The sequence below is a fragment of the Paenibacillus humicus NBRC 102415 genome (genome assembly GCF_004000905.1).
GTDB lineage: Bacteria > Bacillota > Bacilli > Paenibacillales > Paenibacillaceae > Paenibacillus_O > Paenibacillus_O humicus.
On sequence record NZ_BIMD01000072.1, the window covers coordinates 1 to 17,736 of the forward strand.

Annotated in this window: 15 protein-coding genes and 2 riboswitches; of the genes, 11 read left to right on the top strand and 4 right to left on the bottom strand. The window is 58.6% G+C overall.

The genetic code is table 11. The features are described 5' to 3' along the window. Positions 1-309: 309 nt before the first annotated feature. Both PHU01S_RS24210 and clpP read right to left on the bottom strand, forming a co-directional pair. Positions 310-513: a hypothetical protein gene (locus PHU01S_RS24210; protein WP_048745094.1), complete on the bottom strand. Its 204-nt coding sequence runs from the start codon at positions 511-513 to the stop codon at positions 310-312. 107 nt (positions 514-620) lie between these two features. Then, entirely contained in the window at positions 621-1,202 is a 582-nt protein-coding gene (gene clpP, locus PHU01S_RS24215; RefSeq protein WP_021880322.1) for an ATP-dependent Clp endopeptidase proteolytic subunit ClpP, read from the bottom strand. A 182-nt stretch (positions 1,203-1,384) separates the two neighbouring features. On the opposite strand from clpP, the gene PHU01S_RS24220 reads away from it, so the two are divergent. The 7 genes from PHU01S_RS24220 (at position 1,385) to PHU01S_RS24250 (ending at position 9,505) form a co-directional block, all read left to right on the top strand. Beyond that, complete coding sequence (locus tag PHU01S_RS24220) at positions 1,385-2,110, top strand: sigma factor (protein ID WP_049868798.1); 726 nt, start codon at positions 1,385-1,387, stop codon at positions 2,108-2,110. Positions 2,111-2,963: 853 nt separating this feature from the next. Then, positions 2,964-3,065, top strand: a riboswitch (glycine riboswitch). Next, positions 3,066-3,179: riboswitch (glycine riboswitch) on the top strand. A gap of 90 nt (positions 3,180-3,269) precedes the next feature. Continuing rightward, positions 3,270-3,995 (top strand): L-serine ammonia-lyase, iron-sulfur-dependent subunit beta, encoded by a 726-nt coding sequence (gene sdaAB / locus PHU01S_RS24225; RefSeq protein WP_373864560.1) that lies wholly within the window; start codon positions 3,270-3,272, stop codon positions 3,993-3,995. After that, positions 3,964-4,887 (top strand): L-serine ammonia-lyase, iron-sulfur-dependent, subunit alpha, encoded by a 924-nt coding sequence (gene sdaAA / locus PHU01S_RS24230; RefSeq protein WP_049868799.1) that lies wholly within the window; start codon positions 3,964-3,966, stop codon positions 4,885-4,887. The genes sdaAB and sdaAA overlap by 32 nt, the downstream gene beginning before the upstream one ends. A 202-nt stretch (positions 4,888-5,089) precedes the next feature. Next, entirely contained in the window at positions 5,090-6,181 is a 1,092-nt protein-coding gene (locus PHU01S_RS24235; RefSeq protein WP_048749179.1) for a DUF3626 domain-containing protein, read from the top strand. A gap of 206 nt (positions 6,182-6,387) precedes the next feature. Continuing rightward, positions 6,388-7,653 carry an ABC transporter substrate-binding protein gene (locus tag PHU01S_RS24240; protein WP_048749169.1) on the top strand — a complete coding sequence of 422 codons (1,266 nt, stop codon included), beginning with the start codon at positions 6,388-6,390 and terminating at the stop codon, positions 7,651-7,653. A 65-nt stretch (positions 7,654-7,718) separates the two neighbouring features. Further along, entirely contained in the window at positions 7,719-8,681 is a 963-nt protein-coding gene (locus tag PHU01S_RS24245) for a carbohydrate ABC transporter permease (protein WP_021881551.1), read from the top strand. Continuing rightward, positions 8,678-9,505: a carbohydrate ABC transporter permease gene (locus PHU01S_RS24250; protein WP_048749171.1), complete on the top strand. Its 828-nt coding sequence runs from the start codon at positions 8,678-8,680 to the stop codon at positions 9,503-9,505. The genes PHU01S_RS24245 and PHU01S_RS24250 overlap by 4 nt, the downstream gene beginning before the upstream one ends. 413 nt (positions 9,506-9,918) lie before the next feature. Here the strand turns inward: PHU01S_RS24250 and PHU01S_RS26475 are convergent, their stop codons facing one another. Beyond that, positions 9,919-10,104, bottom strand: coding sequence for a hypothetical protein (locus PHU01S_RS26475; RefSeq protein WP_218032497.1), 186 nt, complete (start codon positions 10,102-10,104; stop codon positions 9,919-9,921). Between the two features lie 97 nt (positions 10,105-10,201). Here PHU01S_RS26475 and PHU01S_RS24255 point away from each other — a divergent pair, with 97 nt between their 5' ends. Next, positions 10,202-12,004: an ABC transporter ATP-binding protein gene (locus PHU01S_RS24255; protein ID WP_084781588.1), complete on the top strand. Its 1,803-nt coding sequence runs from the start codon at positions 10,202-10,204 to the stop codon at positions 12,002-12,004. Positions 12,005-12,327: 323 nt separating this feature from the next. Here the strand turns inward: PHU01S_RS24255 and PHU01S_RS24260 are convergent, their stop codons facing one another. Continuing rightward, entirely contained in the window at positions 12,328-12,540 is a 213-nt protein-coding gene (locus PHU01S_RS24260) for a hypothetical protein (RefSeq protein WP_021882376.1), read from the bottom strand. A 255-nt stretch (positions 12,541-12,795) separates the two neighbouring features. Here PHU01S_RS24260 and PHU01S_RS24265 point away from each other — a divergent pair, with 255 nt between their 5' ends. The 3 genes from PHU01S_RS24265 to PHU01S_RS24275 all read left to right on the top strand — a co-directional run bounded on the left by PHU01S_RS24265 (position 12,796) and on the right by PHU01S_RS24275 (position 17,298). Next, complete coding sequence (locus PHU01S_RS24265) at positions 12,796-14,292, top strand: cell wall-binding repeat-containing protein (protein ID WP_127510308.1); 1,497 nt, start codon at positions 12,796-12,798, stop codon at positions 14,290-14,292. Between the two features lie 593 nt (positions 14,293-14,885). Continuing rightward, positions 14,886-15,143, top strand: a complete 258-nt coding sequence (locus PHU01S_RS24270; protein WP_127510310.1) for a hypothetical protein — start codon at positions 14,886-14,888, stop codon at positions 15,141-15,143. A 553-nt stretch (positions 15,144-15,696) separates the two neighbouring features. Then, positions 15,697-17,298, top strand: a complete 1,602-nt coding sequence (locus PHU01S_RS24275; protein WP_127510312.1) for a M4 family metallopeptidase — start codon at positions 15,697-15,699, stop codon at positions 17,296-17,298. Positions 17,299-17,736: the final 438 nt, after the last annotated feature.

Here is a 17,736-nt window from a genome sequence, read left to right on the forward strand (position 1 = left end):
CCGGTAAACCTGGGGCAAGCCCGGTCATTCGGAGGCAAGAGCCTGTAAACCTGGGGCAAGCCCGGTCATTCGGAGGCAAGAGCCTGTAAATCGGGGACGAGCCCGGTCATTCGGAGGCAAGAGCCTGTAAATCGGAGACGAGCCCGGTCATTCGGAAGCAGGAGCCTGTAAATCGGAGACGAGCACGTTCATTCGGAAGCAGGAGCCTGTAAATCGGAGACGAGCACGTTCATTCGGAAGCAGGAGCCGGTCAACCGCATGCAAAAGCCCCGCCGCCCATCCAATGGATGAGCGCGGGGCGCAGTCAGGTCAAGCAAATCCGACCTTAGGCTTCTGGCGTTCCTTGAGGTTGACCGATACGGTGCGGATCGAGGAGACGGGAATATACAATTCCTGATATTCCGTCTTGTATTTCACGAACTTGTCGTCCACTTCTTCCAGAATGCCGTCCCCGATATGGGTTCCGTCGAGAAAATGAATCAGCACCTGCTTGCCTTTCAACTGCTCCAGCATAGCCATCACCCCTGCGGTTAAAGTTGGATTCCATTCCATTGTACACCTGCCGGATGCCGTCTTGGCAAAGTATTGATGGCCGAGCCGGATGCCTCTTGTTCTCAAGGCTACATGCTCGTAATGATATGGTCCACGATTCCGTATTCCTGCGCCTCTTCGGCGGACAGGAACGTGTCGCGGTCCGTATCCCGCTCGATGCGCTCCAGCGGCTGGCCCGTGCGCTCCGCTGCGATCCGGTTCATCTTGTCCCTCAACTTCAGGATGCGCGTGGCGGAAATGGCGATATCGCTGGCCTGGCCCTGCGCTCCTCCGGAAGGCTGATGGAGCATGACCTCGCTGTTCGGCAGAGCTCCCCGCTTGCCCTTGGTTCCCGCGAGCAGGAGCCAGGCCGCCATGGAAAAGGCCGTGCCGGTGCAGAGCGTCCGGACATCCGGCTTCACGAACTGCATCGTGTCGTAGATGGCGAGGCCGGCGCTCGTGGAGCCGCCCGGGCTGTTGATGTACATATGAATGTCCTTGTCGGGATCGTCGGCGGCCAGGAACAGCAGCTGCGCGATGACCGCGTTGGCCATATTGTCCTCGATCGCCGTGCCGATGAATACGATGCGGTCTTTCAGCAGCCGGGAATAAATATCATAGGAGCGTTCCCCCTTGTTGGTCTGCTCCACGACATAAGGGATATGGGTCACAGGTCGTCATCCTCCTTCGCTGGATGGGTCGGAATGGTTTTGCCACTGGTAAACGGATGACGGGTAGGGAAAGGATACGGCTGAATCGCGGAAAAGAAATTCCTCTGCCTTTCGTATCCTTTTGGCAGGATCATTCGTTTACCGGTCAGAATAACTATGCGAATTGAAAGGGGATGCCGCCGATGGAGACGGGGCTGGAGCTGGAGGAAGAGCGCGCGGCGCTGAGAAGGTATTGCCTGGCGCTGACCCGCAGCGCCTGGGAAGCGGAGGATCTGGAGCAGTCGGCCTGGTGCAGGGCGCTCGCAGCCCCGATCTGGCGGGAGCATGCCAATCGCCTGGCGCTGCTGCTGCGCATCGCCCGGAACCTGTGGACGGACCATTTGCGCAGGGAAGCTCTCCGCCGTCGGACTATGCCCGAGCGGGAGGAGGCGGGGGCCGTCCAGCCGGCGGCGAGCTGGGAGCTGGAGGAGCTTCTGCGCCCGTTGGAGCTCAGGCTGTCTCCGCTGCAGCTGTCGGTATGGCTGCTGCGCGAGGTCATGGACCGTTCCATCCGGGAGACGGCGGAGCTTCTCCTGACGACGGAAGGCGCGGTTAAGGCCGCCTTCCACCGAGCCCGGCGTTCGCTTGACGTCGTCAGGCGCGATCTGCAAGCCGGCGGCCTGCGGGAGCCGTCCGACGAAGCGCTCCTGGCGCGTCTGCGCGGTCTGGCGGCCGCGGTCCGCACGGGCGATGCGGCCGCCATCGCGGCTCTCGCCGAGCAGGATGTGCTGGAGCCGGCCGTGGCGGTCGGCATCATTGGCGCAAGCGCCCATGCCGCCGCAGTTCATCGGGGACCGCAGGCGATGCTGGGCGGAAGCGGACTCTACGCCTCCGCCGGCGGCTGGGCGTCGTACGGCATGGCGGGATGAGCTGGTCTCGGCTAGCTGCCGTTTTCACGCTGGATTTGACTGTATCCACACTGAGCTTCGGGTCGAATCCAAGCAGCCAGAAAAGAAGGGATAAGCACGCAAGGAGGCCGTAACCGAGACGGGTTGCGGCCTGTTTTGGCTGTGTGTAGACTTGTTTGAACGGCTTATCCGGTTGCTTGGACTGTCTATGAGCTTATTTGGACTGTCTATCGGTTTTTTTGTCGTGGAAGGGCGCTTCTCGGCGGCAGTCCAGTCCTTGACTCGGATTCGGCGTTGTCAGGCGGCGGTATCGGACATACGATCCGTTATTTAGAAATTATTGCCGATTTCGCCGAGCTATCGGACATACGATCCGCTATTTGTGGGAAAACAGCCCGTTTCGAGGTGTTTTCACTAAAATAAGGTATCCTATGTCCGTTAAATTTTTTTGAACGGGCATTTAAGTTGAAATAGCGGATCGTATGTCCGATACGGAAGAAGATGCTGTTAAAAAGACAGTCGGCAAGCAGAGCCGGCTTCCAGCAGCATGCACCGCCCAGCGTGCAAGCAGAGCCGGCTCCATGCCGATAATCGCACGGACGGCTATGCAGCATGGATCGGCAGTCGGCAAGCAGAGCCGGCTCCCTGCAGCATGCACCGCCCAGCGTGCAAGCAGAGCCGGCTCCGTGCAGCGTGCCATTGCTCGATCTTCGCTATGGCCGGTCCCGTGCAGCTCCATGACCGCCTTTTCGCATCATTGCTCCCGTCGGTCATCCTGCCCGCGGACTGCAGGTTGAAGATGGCCGCGCTCCTGCATATAATGAGTGTAGATAACGTTTGCAATCTGACGAAATCCATTAATTGAATAGAGCGGATGAAGGCAGCGGGAGAGACTACCTGTAACACGGGGCGGCGCCGAAGGAGTAAGCCCTGGGGACAGGGTGAATCTCTCAGGCAAAAGGACCTTTGCCGGACGCATCTCTGGAGAGAATTCCGTGGCCGCGCACAGGCGCGCATGGAATCACCCAAGGGGAAACTCGCGGAGCGGGAAGCGAGGCAACTCTCAGGTACAAAGGACAGAGCGGAAGAATCGCTGGGAATGGGCGGCACGCCCTTCTTTCGGCGCATTCTTCTGCTCTGTCCCTTTTTTCGGCCTTTACAACACTCAAGACGAAGGAGAATGGCTGTGCGGTTCAAAGACGTGTTTTCCATTATCGGCCCGGCCATGGTCGGACCTTCCAGCTCCCATACGGCGGGGGCGGCGCGAATCGGGCTTGCGGGGCGCAGGCTGCTGGGAGAAATGCCGCAGGAAGCGAAAATTTCTTTTTTCGGCTCCTTCGCGGCCACCTATCAAGGACATGGCACGGATACAGCCGTCACAGGCGGGCTCATGGGCTTCCATACGGATGACCCGCGTCTGCCCGACTCGGTCGAGCTGGCCGAGGAGGCTGGCATGGACCTGGTATTCCAGGAGGGGAAAGGGCTGTTCCCCCATCCCAACACGGTCCGGCTCGATCTGACCGCTGCGGACGGAGGTCGCAAGCTGTCTCTGCTCGGCACTTCGATCGGCGGAGGCAACGTGGAGGTTGTGGAGGTGAACGGCTTCGCAGTGAAATTCAGCTGCTCCTACCCGACGCTGCTCATCCGGCACCGGGACCAGCCGGGCGTCATCGCGGCGCTCTCGGCGGCGCTGCAGGAGGAAGGGCTCAACATCGGCGGGCTGTCGCTCAGCCGCATGGAGCGCCAGGGAGAGGCGCTGGCCGTGGTGGAGCTGGATGCTCCGGTGCAAGCGGGACTGATGGAGCGGATCGGCCGAATGCCGCATGTGCTTCAGACGGATTATATGGACTTGAACGATGACAGGGGGAACGACGATGAACTTCCGGACGCTGAAGGAACTGAGTGAGCGCTGCAGCGAAAGCGGCCTGAGCATCGGCCGTCTCATGCTGGAGCAGCAGTCGCGCGAATCGGGCCGCGAGCCCGAGGCGGAATTCGCGGCGATGAAGGACTATTACGGCATCATGAAGGATGCCGTCCATAACGGCCTGACGCGGGACACGACATCCCGCAGCGGCTTGACCGGGCTCGACGCCCAGCGGGTCGCGGCTTACAACGCGGCCGGAGAGCCGAGCCTCGGCGGCGATGCGGGGCGCGCCATGGCGTATGCGCTGGCCGTGTCGGAGGTGAATGCTTCCATGGGCCGCATTGTGGCGACTCCGACGGCAGGCTCCTGCGGCATCATTCCCGGCGTCTTCGTCAGCACGCAGGAGCGCTTCGGCTGGAGCGACGACGAGATGACCTACGGCTTGTTCGCAGCCGGCGCGATCGGCTACGTCATCGCGAACAACTCCTTCGTATCCGGAGCGGAGGGCGGCTGCCAGGCGGAGGTCGGCTCCGCGATCGGCATGGCGGCCGGAGCGCTTGCGGAGCTGCGCGGCGGCAAGCCGGAGCAGGCTGTACACGCAGTCGGACTCGCGCTTAAAAACTCGCTCGGCCTGATCTGCGATCCGGTCGGCGGGCTGGTGGAGATTCCGTGCATCGTGCGCAACGGCTTCGGCGCCGTCACGGCGCTGGCGGCCGCCGATATGGCGCTTGCCGGCGTGCGGAGCGTCATTCCTTCCGACGAGGTCGTGCAGGTGATGCTGGAGGTCGGCGCTGCGATGCCGGAGAAGCACCGCGAGACTGCAGGCGGCGGGCTGGCGCAGACGCCGACCGGCAAGAAGCTCATGAGCGAGCTGCGCAAGAAAGGCCGTCCTCTGCGCAAAGCGGAGGATGAGCGCGGCAATGCGGAAGCTTGACCGATATCGGATTCAAGGCCCCCTCGCAGGGGCTTTTTTGCGCGCTGAATTGAGGCTGGAACCCGGGAACCGCCGTCAGGCTTGGCATCATGCCGTGCCGATAGGCCGTCAGTATGCCGCTAATTCGGCATATGCGCGGAAGGAGATTCAAGCGGCGAGGGAGAAGAGGTAGACCCTGCTGAAAGGAGGAATCGTCATGCCCGTGGAATTGACGCTGTCCCAGCGGAAAGCTTTGGAGCATGTCGCCGCTTATGCCAGAAGCCGAAAGAGCGAGGCGGACCAAGCCATCGGCGATGTCCTTCGTCTGACTGGCATCGGCCGGGCCTCGTTGGATGAGGCGGTTGCGAAGCTGCAGGCCCATGCCCCGGTCGCGCTCCATTTCCATCCCGACCGGCCGGACCACAGCATGAAAAGCGTGGCTGAAGCGCTGCTCGAACAGGGGGAATACAAAAGCCAGTTCGAAACCATGCTCTCGAGCGGAAGCGTGTCGGCGTATCCCGGCGGGGAACGCGACATCTGGGAGGAGAGGATGTTTGGCGGCGCTTATCAGACCGGCGGCGCGGCCAACAGCGAGCGGCCCAAGTATGGGGCTCTGAATGTCATGCAGCATCCGGAAGGTCCCGCTCCGCGATTCGGCTCCTGCTACTTTCTGCTCTCTCCGGCTGTCTCCAGGCGCTGTACGTTCACTTATTTGGATTCCCATCTGGAGCGCAGGGAGAAGGGTACTTTCGAGGAGTTCGGCCTCGTTGCGGCTGCCCTCCTGAAGGATGCGCATTACGGCGGGTTTGCGATCGGCGAACGTGAGCTGACGGTCCAAAAGCTGCTCGGCCCTACAATCGACAGGCTTGAGAAGCCGTTCGCCGGCGATATCGGGGGAGAATCGGTACGAAATCTCGACCACTATATTGAGGCGCAAATCCACGGGGGCCTTTCGCTGGAAGAGGATGTGGAGCTGCTTGTCGCGGATCCGTGCTTCAAGGGCACCGGGACCGGAAAGCTTTTAGAACTCATTTGCCGCCGGTATTCCATCCGCTTGTACTGGCATATGGGCTTTTTCCTGAAGGCGGACGAGGTTCCGACCGATTTTAGAGGGCCTTCCATGCCTTCCCTTGCCCGGAGGATCGCTCGCAACGGAGAGATCGATGCCTTCCAGATCGGCTGTGCGGCCATGGATTTGAAGCGGAATCCGGCCGCATGGAGCGGCAGGGGCGACTACCCGGCAGTTCTGCAGGAGCTGAAGCAGCTATGGCATGTGCTCGTGCAGTACGGGCATCCTCGGCGCACGCCGGAATGAGCCGATATCAAAAAATGCGAGAGGTATCATTGAGGAGCCTATTTCCGCCGATTACGGTTTCAAAATGTCTGGAGATGGGTATGGAAAGGAAATCCGTTTTGTGCGCAAATTCTGCGGAGGCCGGAATAAAATAGTACGGTTAGGCGAATGGGGCGCGACGCGGCTGCGGCCGCAGCCGCGCCGAGGCAGTCCACAAGTCAGGAGGAATGGCGGAAGTGGTCAAAACCAGAATGGTCGGCTTATGCATGCTGATTCTTGCCATGATCGCCGCAGGCTGCGGCAGCACTTCTCCAACCGAGAAAACGAAAACGCTTACACTCTGGTATTGGAACCGAAGCCTCGACGACGGCCTCATCAAGTCCGTCGAGCAGAAGTTCCCGGGCATCCGCATCAACGCGCAGAAAATCGGAGGCGACTTCAAGTCCAAGCTGAAAACGACGCTCGCCGCCGGCTCCGCAGGACCCGATATCGTCGCTTTCAACGATTGGGTGTCCGAGCTGTTCGTCAGCTCAGACCGCTTCTACGATCTGTACGACCTCGGAGCCAAGGAGATCGAGCCGGATTTCCTCGACTGGAAATGGAATTTCGGCGTCACGCCGGAAGGAACGATGATCGCCCTGCCGATCGATACGGGGCCGACCGCTCTGTTCTATCGGGCCGATCTGTTCCGGGAAGCCGGCCTCCCGTCGGATCCGGAAGACGTGCATAAGCAGCTCGGAACGTGGGAGAGCTATCTCGACGCAGGCAAGAAGCTTCAGGATCATTTTGCCGGCAAGGTCAAGATGCTCGACAACGTCAACAACGTCTACACCCAGGCCAATGCCCAATCCGACCGCATTTATTTCTCCAAGGAGGACGAATTCATCGGCGATACGCCTGCCTCCTCGATGAAGAACGCCTGGAATCTGGCCGTCAAGGCCGCCCAATTGAAACTGTCTGGCAATGCAAACGCCTTCACGAGCGAATGGAGCGCAGCCATGAACAACAGCAGCATCGCCTCCTTCGTCGGGGCCGTCTGGATGAAGGAGGTTCTGGAGGAGGCCGCGCCGGATACGAGCGGCAAATGGAGAGTCGCCCGGGCTCCGGGCGGAGACGGCAACAACGGCGGCTCCTTCCTCGCCATCATGAAGACGAGCAAATACCCGCAAGAGGCCTTCGAAGTCATCCGCTACCTTCAAAATCCCGACAATCAGATTCAGTCCTATAAAAATCTCAATCTGTTCCCTTCCGCCGCCAAAGCGCTGGACGATCCTATCATGAAGGAGAAGGAGCCTTTCTTCGGCAATCAGGCGACCGGCGAGATTTTCTCGGAATCCGCGCGCAACGTGAAGCCGGCCTACTTCGGAGGCAAGTATTCGAATGTGAACGGAATCGTCGGCCGTGAGCTGACCTCCGTCGCCCTGCAGGGCAAAAATCCCGACAAAGCCTGGAAAGACGCGATAAGCCGGATCAAAAAAGAACTGCTGCGCTGATGCGGGCCGCTGCCCGCTGTGCAGAGTGCATTTCCAAGATCAATGGCTGACAGGAGGTCACCTCAATGGGCAATCCCATGCTGAACGCGGAGCCTGCCCGCGCTCCCGTACCCCCGCGCCTCAAAGGCAGCTTGGCTTCGAGACTATGGAGGCATCGGAAGGAATACTTGGCCATATCGCCTTTTTACATCTTGTTCGCCATTTTCGGCTTGTTCCCGATCGCCTTCTCCATGTATCTTTCCTTCCAAAAGTGGGATGGAATCGGGAGGATGAGCTACAACGGCGTGAACAATTACCGCTTCATGCTGACCGATCCCGAATTCTGGAGGGCGGTCGGCAACACGCTGCTCATCTGGATTTACTCGACGGTTCCGATGCTGTTCCTCGCGCTGGCCGTCGCGTTCCTGCTCAATTCCTCATTCGTCCGGTTCCGGACCTTCTACCGGATCGGCTATTTCATGCCGAACGTCACCTCGCTTGTGGCGGTGGCGATCGTGTTCGGCACGATCTTTTCCAACAACTACGGCCTGCTCAACTATGTCCTGAACCTCATGGGCCTGAACTCGATCGAATGGCTGAACAAAACCTGGGGCATCCAGCTCGCGGTGTCCGTCATGGTCATCTGGCGCTGGGCGGGCTACAACGCGATCATCTACCTGGCCGGATTGCAAAGCATCCCGAGCGTCCTCTACGAAGCCGCCAAAATCGATGGGGCTTCGACCGTCCAATCCTTTTTCCGGATTACGATTCCGAACCTGAGGCCGATCATCCTTTTTACGCTGATTACCTCGACCATCGGAGGCATGCAGATCTTTACCGAGCCGCAGGTGCTCGCGGGCAATGACGGAGGGGTCAGCGGTGGAGGCCTCACGATCGTGCTGTACCTGTACCGCGAAGCGTTCATCCATAACTACTTCGGCTACGGCGCGGCCGTCGGCTGGGGGATGTTCGTCCTGATCGCAATCTTCTCGATCGTGAATGGGCTGTTCGTCCAAGGCGGGCCAACCCGCGGGCAGGGGGTGAAATGATGGCGACGAGAACCAAATCGGTCCTGCTCCATATCGGCCTCGCCATCGGGCTGCTGATATCGATCTTCCCGTTCTACTGGCTGCTCGTCATGGCGACGCGCACGACATCGGATATTTACAGCTTCCCGCCGAAGCTGTGGTTCGGCACCCAGCTTCTCGACAACATCGGCCGGGTGTTCGACAACGTCGATTTCTTCGGAGCGTTCTGGAATACGCTGTTCGTCGCCTCCGCCTGCACCCTGCTGGTGCTGTTCTTCGATTCGCTTGCGGGCTTCACGTTCGCCAAGTTCGATTTCCCGGGCAAAAAAATGCTGTTCGTCCTGCTGCTGGCGACCATGATGGCGCCGTCCCAGCTGTCGCTCGTGCCTTCCTTCGTCATTATGGCCAAATTCGGCTGGGTCGGCACGTTCAAGGCGCTGATCATTCCGGGAATGGCCAATGCGTTCGGGATTTTCTGGATCCGGCAGTACGCACAGGAATCGGTGCCGTCCGAGCTGCTGGATGCCGGCCGCATCGACGGCTGCGGCTTCCTGCGCCTCTATTGGAACGTCGCCCTGCCGATATTGCGGCCCGCGCTTTCCTTCCTCGGCGCCTTCACCTTCATCGGAGCGTGGAACGACTACCTGTGGCCGCTGATCATCCTGACCGACGAGCGCAAATATACGCTTCAGGTGGCGCTGGCGTCGCTGAACGGGATTTACGTGACGGATTATTCCATGGTCATCGCCGGAACCTTGCTTGCGGTCATTCCTCTTATCCTTCTGTTCCTGTTCATCAGCAAGCAGTTCATCTCGGATATCGCAGCAGGCGCGATCAAGAGCTGAAGCGGGAGCGGGAGTCGGGGAAAAGCGTGGCTTCAATTCATGGGAGCGAGCTGTCCAAGGCCTCATCGGCCGAAGGGCGGCTCTTTTTTTGCTGCTGTTAGGCAAAGACACACGGGTCCCGGGAGTCGCGGCTGCGCCTTGAACGGGATGCGAAGTGTCTGTGCGAGGAACGCGGCATACGGTGTAGTTCGCGTGCACCTGCACAAGATGCGCGATGCGCGGCAAACCGCCCCTTGTATGTGCGCTTTTCACGGGGTGCATGACATCGCGCCTTGTATGTACGCTTATCACGGGGTGCATGACATCGCGCCTTGTATGTGCGCTTATCAAGGGGTGCATGACATCGCGCCTTGTATGTGCGCTTTTCACGGGGTGCATGACATCGCCCCTTGTATATGCGCCTTCGCACGGGGTCACGGCATGCGGCATTCCACGCCCTCGTGTGCACCCTGCGCGAGGGTGATCGGCATGTCGGTGCTTGCCGCCCGCCGCGGCTTCCGTTTTCCGCAAGCCGAAGGCGCGGCTGCAAGCGCTCTGGCTTCCCTCTGCCGGTGCAGGAGCAACGCCAGCCCAATCGTTCCCGTCCTTTTTCCCTCCATGGGCATTGACACCGGGCAAGGTCATCTCTTATAGTTCCCCTGACCTGATGCATAGGTTCATTTTGTTAGCCTAACAACTTAACGAGGGTGGTCCATCATGTTCAACCGAGCCGCGCAAGCCGAACTGCCCGGCAATTCATTCGAACGAACGTTCCAGCAGGCGGTGCAGGAGGGGAACCGAACTTCCTTCCAATACCTCCTGTCGCTGTATAAAGGCAACTTCATGAATCTCGGCATCTCGCTGATGTTCATGGTGATCAAAAGCCTGCCGGTCTATCTGCTGCCGATCGTCACCGCCAATGTCATCAACATCGTCGCCCAGCCCTCCCAGCATTCCATGCGGGAGCTCTGGCTCAACTTCGCGGTGCTGCTGGTCGTCGTGCTTCAGAATATCCCGACCCATGCCGCCTACGTGAGCTTCCTCAGCCGCGCCATCCGCACCGTCGAGGCGGGGCTGCGCGGAGCGATGGTGCGCAAGCTGCAGCAGCTCTCAATCAATTCCCACCGCGAGCTGCAGGCCGGCCGGCTCCAGTCCAAGGTGCTTCGCGACGTCGAGGCGGTGGAGGGCATGTCCAAGCAGCTGATGCTGGCGCTATTCCCGGCAATCCTGAACGTCATCATCGCGTTCGGCCTCACGCTGTATACCAACTGGCTCGTCTCGCTGTTCTTCCTCGTCACGGTTCCTTCCGCGATCGCGGTGATGAGGCTGTTCCGCCGGCGGATCAAGCAGAGCAACAGCGAGTTCCGCAAGGAAATCGAGACGATGAGCTCCCATGTGTCGGAGATGGTGGAGATGATTCCGGTCACCAAGGCTCACGGGCTGGAGCAGGTCGAGATCGACCGCATCGACACGACGCTGAAGCGGCTGCAGGGCAAGGGCTACCGGATGGATCTCGTCGAAGCCTACTTCGGCGCCTCCAACTGGGTCACGTTCCAGATCGTGCAGGTCGTCTGCCTGCTGTTCACCGCCTATCTCGCTTACACCAACGAAATTCCGGTCGGCAGCATCGTCATGTACCAGGGGTATTTCGGCATGATTCTCGGCTCGATTACGGCTCTAATGAACGTATATCCGATGATTGCCAAGGGGTTCGAGTCCATCTCGTCCATTACGGAGATTCTGAAATCCCCGGACATCGAGAACAATGCCGGCAAGCTCAAGCTGCCCAAGGTGGCCGGCGAATACCGCTTCTCGGACGTCCAGCTGAAGTTCAAGGACAGCGAGCAGCATGTATTGGAGGAGCTGTCGCTGGAGGTTAAGGCCGGCGAGTGCGTCGCTTTTGTCGGAGAATCGGGGGCAGGCAAGTCGACGATCCTCAATCTCGTCATCGGTTTCCTTGAGCCCAGCTCGGGGCAGGTGAGCGTGGACGGGGTTCCGCTGTCCGAGCTGGATCTGTCGGAATACCGCCGCCATCTGGCCGTGGTGCCGCAGACGAACATCCTCTTCTCCGGCTCGATCCGGGACAATATCACCTACGGGCTGAAGGGCATCACGGACGAGAGGCTGATGGAGGTCGTGGAGCTGGCCCATCTGTCGGAAATGGTGGGCAGGCTGCCGCACGGCGTCGACACGATGGTCGGCGAGCATGGAGGCAAGCTGTCCGGCGGCCAGCGCCAGCGCATCGCGATCGCCCGCGCGCTCGTGCGGGATCCGCAGGTCATCGTCCTCGACGAGGCGACGTCGGCTCTCGACAACGCCTCGGAATTTCATGTGCAGCAGGCGATGCAGCAGCTCATCAAGGGTCGCACGACCTTCATCGTCGCGCACCGGCTGTCTACGATCCGCCATGCGGACCGGATCGTGGTCATGAAGCGCGGGAGGATCGTCGAGACGGGCACGTTCGACGAGCTGATCGCCCTCAAGGGCGAGTTCTATCATTTGAAACAGCTGCAGATGTAGCTCTGCAGGCTTATGCAGGCGCAGAGGAGCACAGGCGCAGCGGGCGCAGAGGAGCTGGAAAGATCTCCATGCCGTTCGACAGATGGTGCGCTGCAGCTTTTGGAGGCGGTTTTTCAAATCACGCCGCTCTGAAATATTTGTATGAACGATACCAAAAAAAAGAGAATTCCCTCCGGGGAATCCTCTTTTTTTTTTGTTTCCTTTTTGCATATTTCAAACCTGGAGTATAACTCTCAGGACTCTCAGACAGGAGGGTTGTTGAACCCTCGCCCGTCTGCCTGGACGATGAGATTCCCCCTCGCTGTCAAGGCCGGCGAAGCGGGTTACTTGCGCAGCTCGAAAAACTCGCAGCCGCTGCGGGAGTGATAGGCAAGGTCGGCGACGCCGGATTGGATGACGACCGTACGCTCGTCGAAGCGGACAATGCAGCTGCCGGATTCGATCATCTGGTCGTCGCGGAAGACGCGCACCCGAATGCTCTTGTCGAGCGCTTCCTGGAAATCGGCATCGGTATGCAGCGGGCGTATGTGGGCCATGGCGGGAAGCTCCTTTGTCATAAGGTCGTGGACAGTCGTTGAAAGCCATTATAGCACAAGCGCACAGCGCCGGGGCGCTGTCTGAAGGGTGGATAGTCGGACAGGTTTGGGGAGGGGCGGCGGAGGAAACGATGATACGGAGATGGATCGGCGGAAGGGGGATTGAGCGGTATGGATAAGGATCGGAGATTGGATGGGATTAGGGGCGGGGATCGGGAAAGGAAGGGAAAGACCGATCTCGGCAAACCCCGAATCTTGCCCAGCTGCGGACACGTCCGTCCGGCAGCTTTGTTCGGGCTTGTGCTTCTGTCCGCAGCGATGCTGGAGGGCTGCTTCCCTTCTTCTCCTCTGCAGCAGCCGACCCGGACGGTGATGTCGGATGTGACGGGCGGGAGTCGGATGGCGGACATCCCGGTGCTGGCGCCGGGGACGCTGTCGCAGACTGATGAGAGAGGCAGCGCAGGCGGGGATCGGAATTCTGAGGGCGGAGCGGAAGCCGGTTCGGGAGCCGAGTCGTCAGGGAGCGATGCATCCGGGAAGCTTCCCGAGCACCGTGCCGCAGTCCCTTCTCCGTCTGCGGCTCCAGGCGAAGCCGACGCCTTCCGGGACAGCGCTCCCGAGGCGCTGGCTGTCCGTTCGTCCGAAGCGGCCATGCAAGCGGCTCCATGGATCGCTACAGCCCATACGACGCGAATCAATGCCGCCGATCCGTATGAAGCCGCCGTTCTGGCGTCGCGAATGGCATGGCCCTCAACGGAGAACGATGAGCGACCTGGCGGGGTTGTGCTCGTGCCTCAAGGGGACTGGATTGCGGCCGTTCTGGGAGCGGGCTTGATCGACGATGCCGCGGACGGTCCGCTGCTGTACGCAGATGCAGACGGCATTCCGGAGGCGACACTGCGGGAGCTGAGGCGTCTGCGGCCGACAGGGATGCCCGGGAATGGAGGCGTACAGGCCATTCTGGTCGGGGCGCTGGGACCGCAGGTTCAGCGGCAGGCGGAGAAGCTCGGCCTGCGCGTCGAACGGATCGCAGCCCGCGGAGCCGCTGATCTGGCCCGCGCCGTGGACGCCTACGAAGCCGCGCAGTCGGGCGAGTATCCGGCTGATGTCCTTGTCGGATCTGCGGACGAGGAAGCCCGGCTGTACACGGCGCCCGCCGTGAGCCGGATCGCCAGCAGCGCTGAGCCGCTGCTGCTCGTCGGCCGCGCCGGCATTCCGCTGGAGACGGCGCAGGCTCTGGAGCAGCGCGGCGGCAAAGCGCGCATCCATCTGATCGCGCCAGAGTCTATCGTGCCGCCCGATGTAGCCGAAGACTTGGCCGTGTACGGCCAAGTCACCCGTATTTCGGGCGAGGATCATTTTGCCCAATCGGTCGCAATGGCCCGTTATGTGGAAATGGCCGAGACAGGCGCAGGAGGAAGCGGGGCCGGAATATCGCGAAGCGTATCGCTCGTGAGCTCGGAGTCGCCGTCTCTGGCTCCTGTCGCGGGGCTGCTGTCCCGAGCGGACATGTCCGCTCCTCTCCTTTGGACGGAGAAGGAGGTTATGCCGGAGGCGGTCCTGGCCTATGTGAGATCGCGTCTGACAGAGTCTTCCTCGGCCTCCTTTCGCCATGCTTGGCTGATCGGAGAGCTTGGCAGCTTATCCATGCGGGCGCAAGGCCAAGTCGACACGGTCATTCAACAAGCCGCGGTTCCCGGACTCGGGAAGCGTGAAGCGGCCGGTAGCTCGGGAAGCGGGCAGCGGAAGTAGGGAGAGGAGGAATTGCAGAGGGATTTGAGTAGGGAGTGGAACAGAGATCGGAACAGAGATCGGAACGGAGATCGGAACGGAGAGCGGAACAGAGATCGGACAGGAATAGGGATAGGAATATTGGTAGGAATAGGGATTAAAACATTGGTAGGAATAGGGATTGGAATATTGATAGGAATGGGGATGGTAATATAAATCCGAGTAGAGAACGGAACAGAGAGTGGTATAGTCGGAACAGAGAACGGAACAGAGAACGGAATAGAGAACGGAAAATAATCGGAGAAGAGAACGGAACGGGATAGGAGCAGGGAAGGAGCCGAGCAGGCTTCCCCGCCAAGAGGGTGGGGCTTGAAAAGCATTATGGTGAGCAATAGCAACGTACGGATTGGATTCGCGATTAGGCGAGTCTATTTGGCGTGCACAAAGGTTATCAAAGAAAATTAAAATAGGGATTAAAGCTATCATAAAGCGTTAAATGAGAAGTTAAAAAGTTTAAATTATGCATGAAAAAGAATGGAAATCACTCTCTTGCAATCTTGAATATTTGTGAAAAAAAAGAAACTTATGTAAGGTTGATGTAGGGAGGGATAGACATGAGCAAGAATCAAGAGCCTGGAGGGGATGGAAATACGCCTTTACCGATGGAAGGAGCGCCGGGAAGAAAGAGCGGCAGAAGCTGGGTTTTCCGCATCGGAATCGGCATCGTCATCCTTGTTTTTTTACTCCTCATCATAGGGGCCGTTCAGTTTATTTCCAGTAAAGACACGGGCGCGCCTCAGCAGCAGGATGGCAAGGCAGGAGCCGGTCAAGGGATAGAGACAATATTTGGGCCGACGGCTCGGCCTTACTGAAGGCACTGGAAGCGCCGGGCATATCTTATTTCGGCATCAGCCAATGAGCATGTTCGCTGAACGTTGTCCATATAGACAAGGTGTCTGATTGCTGAGCGCTTGATTGCGATGGCAAGAAGGTTGTTGGAGTGAAGTCCGGACACGCTGGATTGTTAATGGTTTTTCTGATGGATTTTTTTGAAGGAAAGGATGAGACCAACGGCAGACTACAAGGAGCTAAAGGCCTCATTCCCGATTAAATTAATCCGAATTGATTTTTCATAATCGGATCTGGGGAACCAGTTTCTCAGGTTTAAATTGGGACCTTAAGCTTGGATTGCCGCGAACAATCCAGTTCTTTTCATACTAAAGAATCATTTTTAATTTGCTTATTTTACCATATTTACCGAATAGATTACGGTGTGGTACATTCGTTGCCACCACCGCTAATCTATTTTTTTTCTTCAAAAGGCGGTTGTGAATATTCATACATAGAACGGAGGTGATATGCAGCATTTATTTTCCTGTATAGTTTTGGATTTGAAAAAAATTATGAATGGAGTGAAATTGTGTAATGAAAAAAATGATTCCTACTCTGCTCGGTACCGTATTGCTGCTTTCTTCCGCTTCCGCTGTCGCTGCTGAATCGCCAAGCCTCGGAGCGGCCGGAACTCCCGGGGTCAGCGTCGTGAACAATCAGCTCGTGACTCAATTCATCGAGGCTTCCAAGGATGCCAAGATTGTCCCGGGCTCTTCCGAGGATAAAATCTGGGCTTTCCTTGAAGGCCAGCAAGCAAAGCTGGGTGTATCCGCAGCGGATGTAAAAACCTCGTTCCTGATCCAGAAGAAGGAAGTCGATCCGACTTCGGGCGTCGAGCATTTCCGCCTGCAGCAATATGTGAATGGCATCCCGGTATATGGCGGTGACCAAACCATTCACATCGACAAGGCCGGCCAGGTTACGTCGTTCGTAGGAGCTGTTCTGCCGGCTCAAAATCAAATCACGGCAAAATCCAGCGTACCAGCCATAAGCGCATCCGACGCTCTGGCTATCGCGGCGAAGGAAGCCAGTTCCCGCATCGGCGAGCTGGGAGCACAGGAGAAGACTCCGTCGGCTCAGCTGTACGTATATCCGGAAGGCAACGGGTCGCGTCTCGTCTACCAGACGGAAGTGAATGTGCTTGAGCCGCAGCCTCTGCGCACCCGCTATCTTATCGATGCGGCCGACGGCCATATCGTGCAGCAGTACGATCTGATCGAGACGGCGACCGGTTCGGGCACGGGCGTGCTGGGCGACAATAAGACGTTCCAGACGACTCTTTCCGGCAGCACGTACCAGCTGAAAGACACCACTCGCGGCAACGGCATCTACACCTACACAGCCAGCAATCGGACCACGATTCCGGGCACGCTGCTGACGGACGCCGACAACGTATGGACGGATGGAGCCGCCGTCGATGCCCATACTTATGCCGGAAAAGTATATGATTTCTACAAAACGAAGTTCGGACGCAACAGCCTCGACGGCAACGGCCTGCTGATCCGTTCCTCGGTCCACTACAGCAGCAGGTACAACAATGCCTTCTGGAACGGCACCCAGATTGTATTCGGCGACGGCGACGGCTCGACGTTCATTCCGCTGTCGGGCGATCTCGACGTGGTCGGCCATGAGCTGTCCCACGGAGTCATCGAGTACACGTCCAACCTTCAATACCTCAATGAATCCGGCGCGCTGAACGAGTCCTATGCCGACGTCCTCGGCAACTCGATCCAGGCGAAAAACTGGCTTATCGGCGACGATGTCTATACGCCTGGCATCTCCGGAGATGCTCTCCGTTCCATGTCCAACCCGACGCTTTACGGGCAGCCGGACAACTATGCCAACCGCTATACGGGATCTTCCGACAACGGCGGCGTTCATACGAACAGCGGCATCACGAACAAAGCGTTCTACCTGCTCGCCCAAGGCGGCACCCAGAACGGCGTTACCGTCGCCGGCATCGGGCGCGACGCAGCCGTGAACATTTTCTACAACACAGTGGCCTATTACCTTACTTCCACTTCCAACTTCGCCGCGGCGAAGAACGCCTCGATCCAGGCAGCCAAAGACCTGTACGGAACGGGCTCCTCTTATGTCACCTCGGTGACCAATGCATTCAGAGCCGTAGGCCTGTAAGGCGCGGATCGGTCTGTAAGCAGAAGATAGGTCTGTAAGCAGAAGATAGGTCTGTAAGGCGAAAGATAGGTCTGTAAGCAGAAAATAGCTCTGTAAAATAAAAGAGTCTGAAAAAGAAAGGAGCAGCCGGGTTGCCGGCTGCTCTTTTTATTTGGGAATGACGGCAATTACTGGCCATGTGGGCGCTGGCCGCACTATCGGACATCAGATCCGCTATTTCGTTCAAAATGTCGAGTTTAAGCGTTTATCGGACATAGGATTCGTTATTTGTGAACAATTATCGGGATAGTAGTGAGTTGAAGGGGAATAGCGGAACGTATGTCCGATAGCGAGCAGAATAGCGCGAATTAAGAGAAATAGCGGAACGTATGTCCGATAGCGAGCAGAATAGCGCTAATTTCGAGAAACAGCGGAACGTATGTCCGAAAGCGAGCAGAA

Excerpts from the sequence above, each read along its gene's own strand:
- PHU01S_RS24240 (WP_048749169.1), top strand. The coding sequence starts at position 6,388 with ATGGCGGAAGTGGTCAAAACCAGAATGGTCGGCTTATGCATGCTGATT.
- PHU01S_RS24210 (WP_048745094.1), bottom strand. The coding sequence starts at position 513 with ATGCTGGAGCAGTTGAAAGGCAAGCAGGTGCTGATTCATTTTCTCGAC.
- PHU01S_RS24250 (WP_048749171.1), top strand. The coding sequence starts at position 8,678 with ATGATGGCGACGAGAACCAAATCGGTCCTGCTCCATATCGGCCTCGCC.
- sdaAB (WP_373864560.1), top strand. The coding sequence starts at position 3,270 with ATGGCTGTGCGGTTCAAAGACGTGTTTTCCATTATCGGCCCGGCCATG.
- PHU01S_RS24275 (WP_127510312.1), top strand. The coding sequence starts at position 15,697 with ATGAAAAAAATGATTCCTACTCTGCTCGGTACCGTATTGCTGCTTTCT.
- PHU01S_RS24270 (WP_127510310.1), top strand. The coding sequence starts at position 14,886 with ATGAGCAAGAATCAAGAGCCTGGAGGGGATGGAAATACGCCTTTACCG.
- PHU01S_RS26475 (WP_218032497.1), bottom strand. The coding sequence starts at position 10,104 with ATGGAGGGAAAAAGGACGGGAACGATTGGGCTGGCGTTGCTCCTGCAC.
- PHU01S_RS24260 (WP_021882376.1), bottom strand. The coding sequence starts at position 12,540 with ATGGCCCACATACGCCCGCTGCATACCGATGCCGATTTCCAGGAAGCG.
- sdaAA (WP_049868799.1), top strand. The coding sequence starts at position 3,964 with ATGAACTTCCGGACGCTGAAGGAACTGAGTGAGCGCTGCAGCGAAAGC.
- PHU01S_RS24245 (WP_021881551.1), top strand. The coding sequence starts at position 7,719 with ATGGGCAATCCCATGCTGAACGCGGAGCCTGCCCGCGCTCCCGTACCC.
- PHU01S_RS24255 (WP_084781588.1), top strand. The coding sequence starts at position 10,202 with ATGTTCAACCGAGCCGCGCAAGCCGAACTGCCCGGCAATTCATTCGAA.
- PHU01S_RS24220 (WP_049868798.1), top strand. The coding sequence starts at position 1,385 with ATGGAGACGGGGCTGGAGCTGGAGGAAGAGCGCGCGGCGCTGAGAAGG.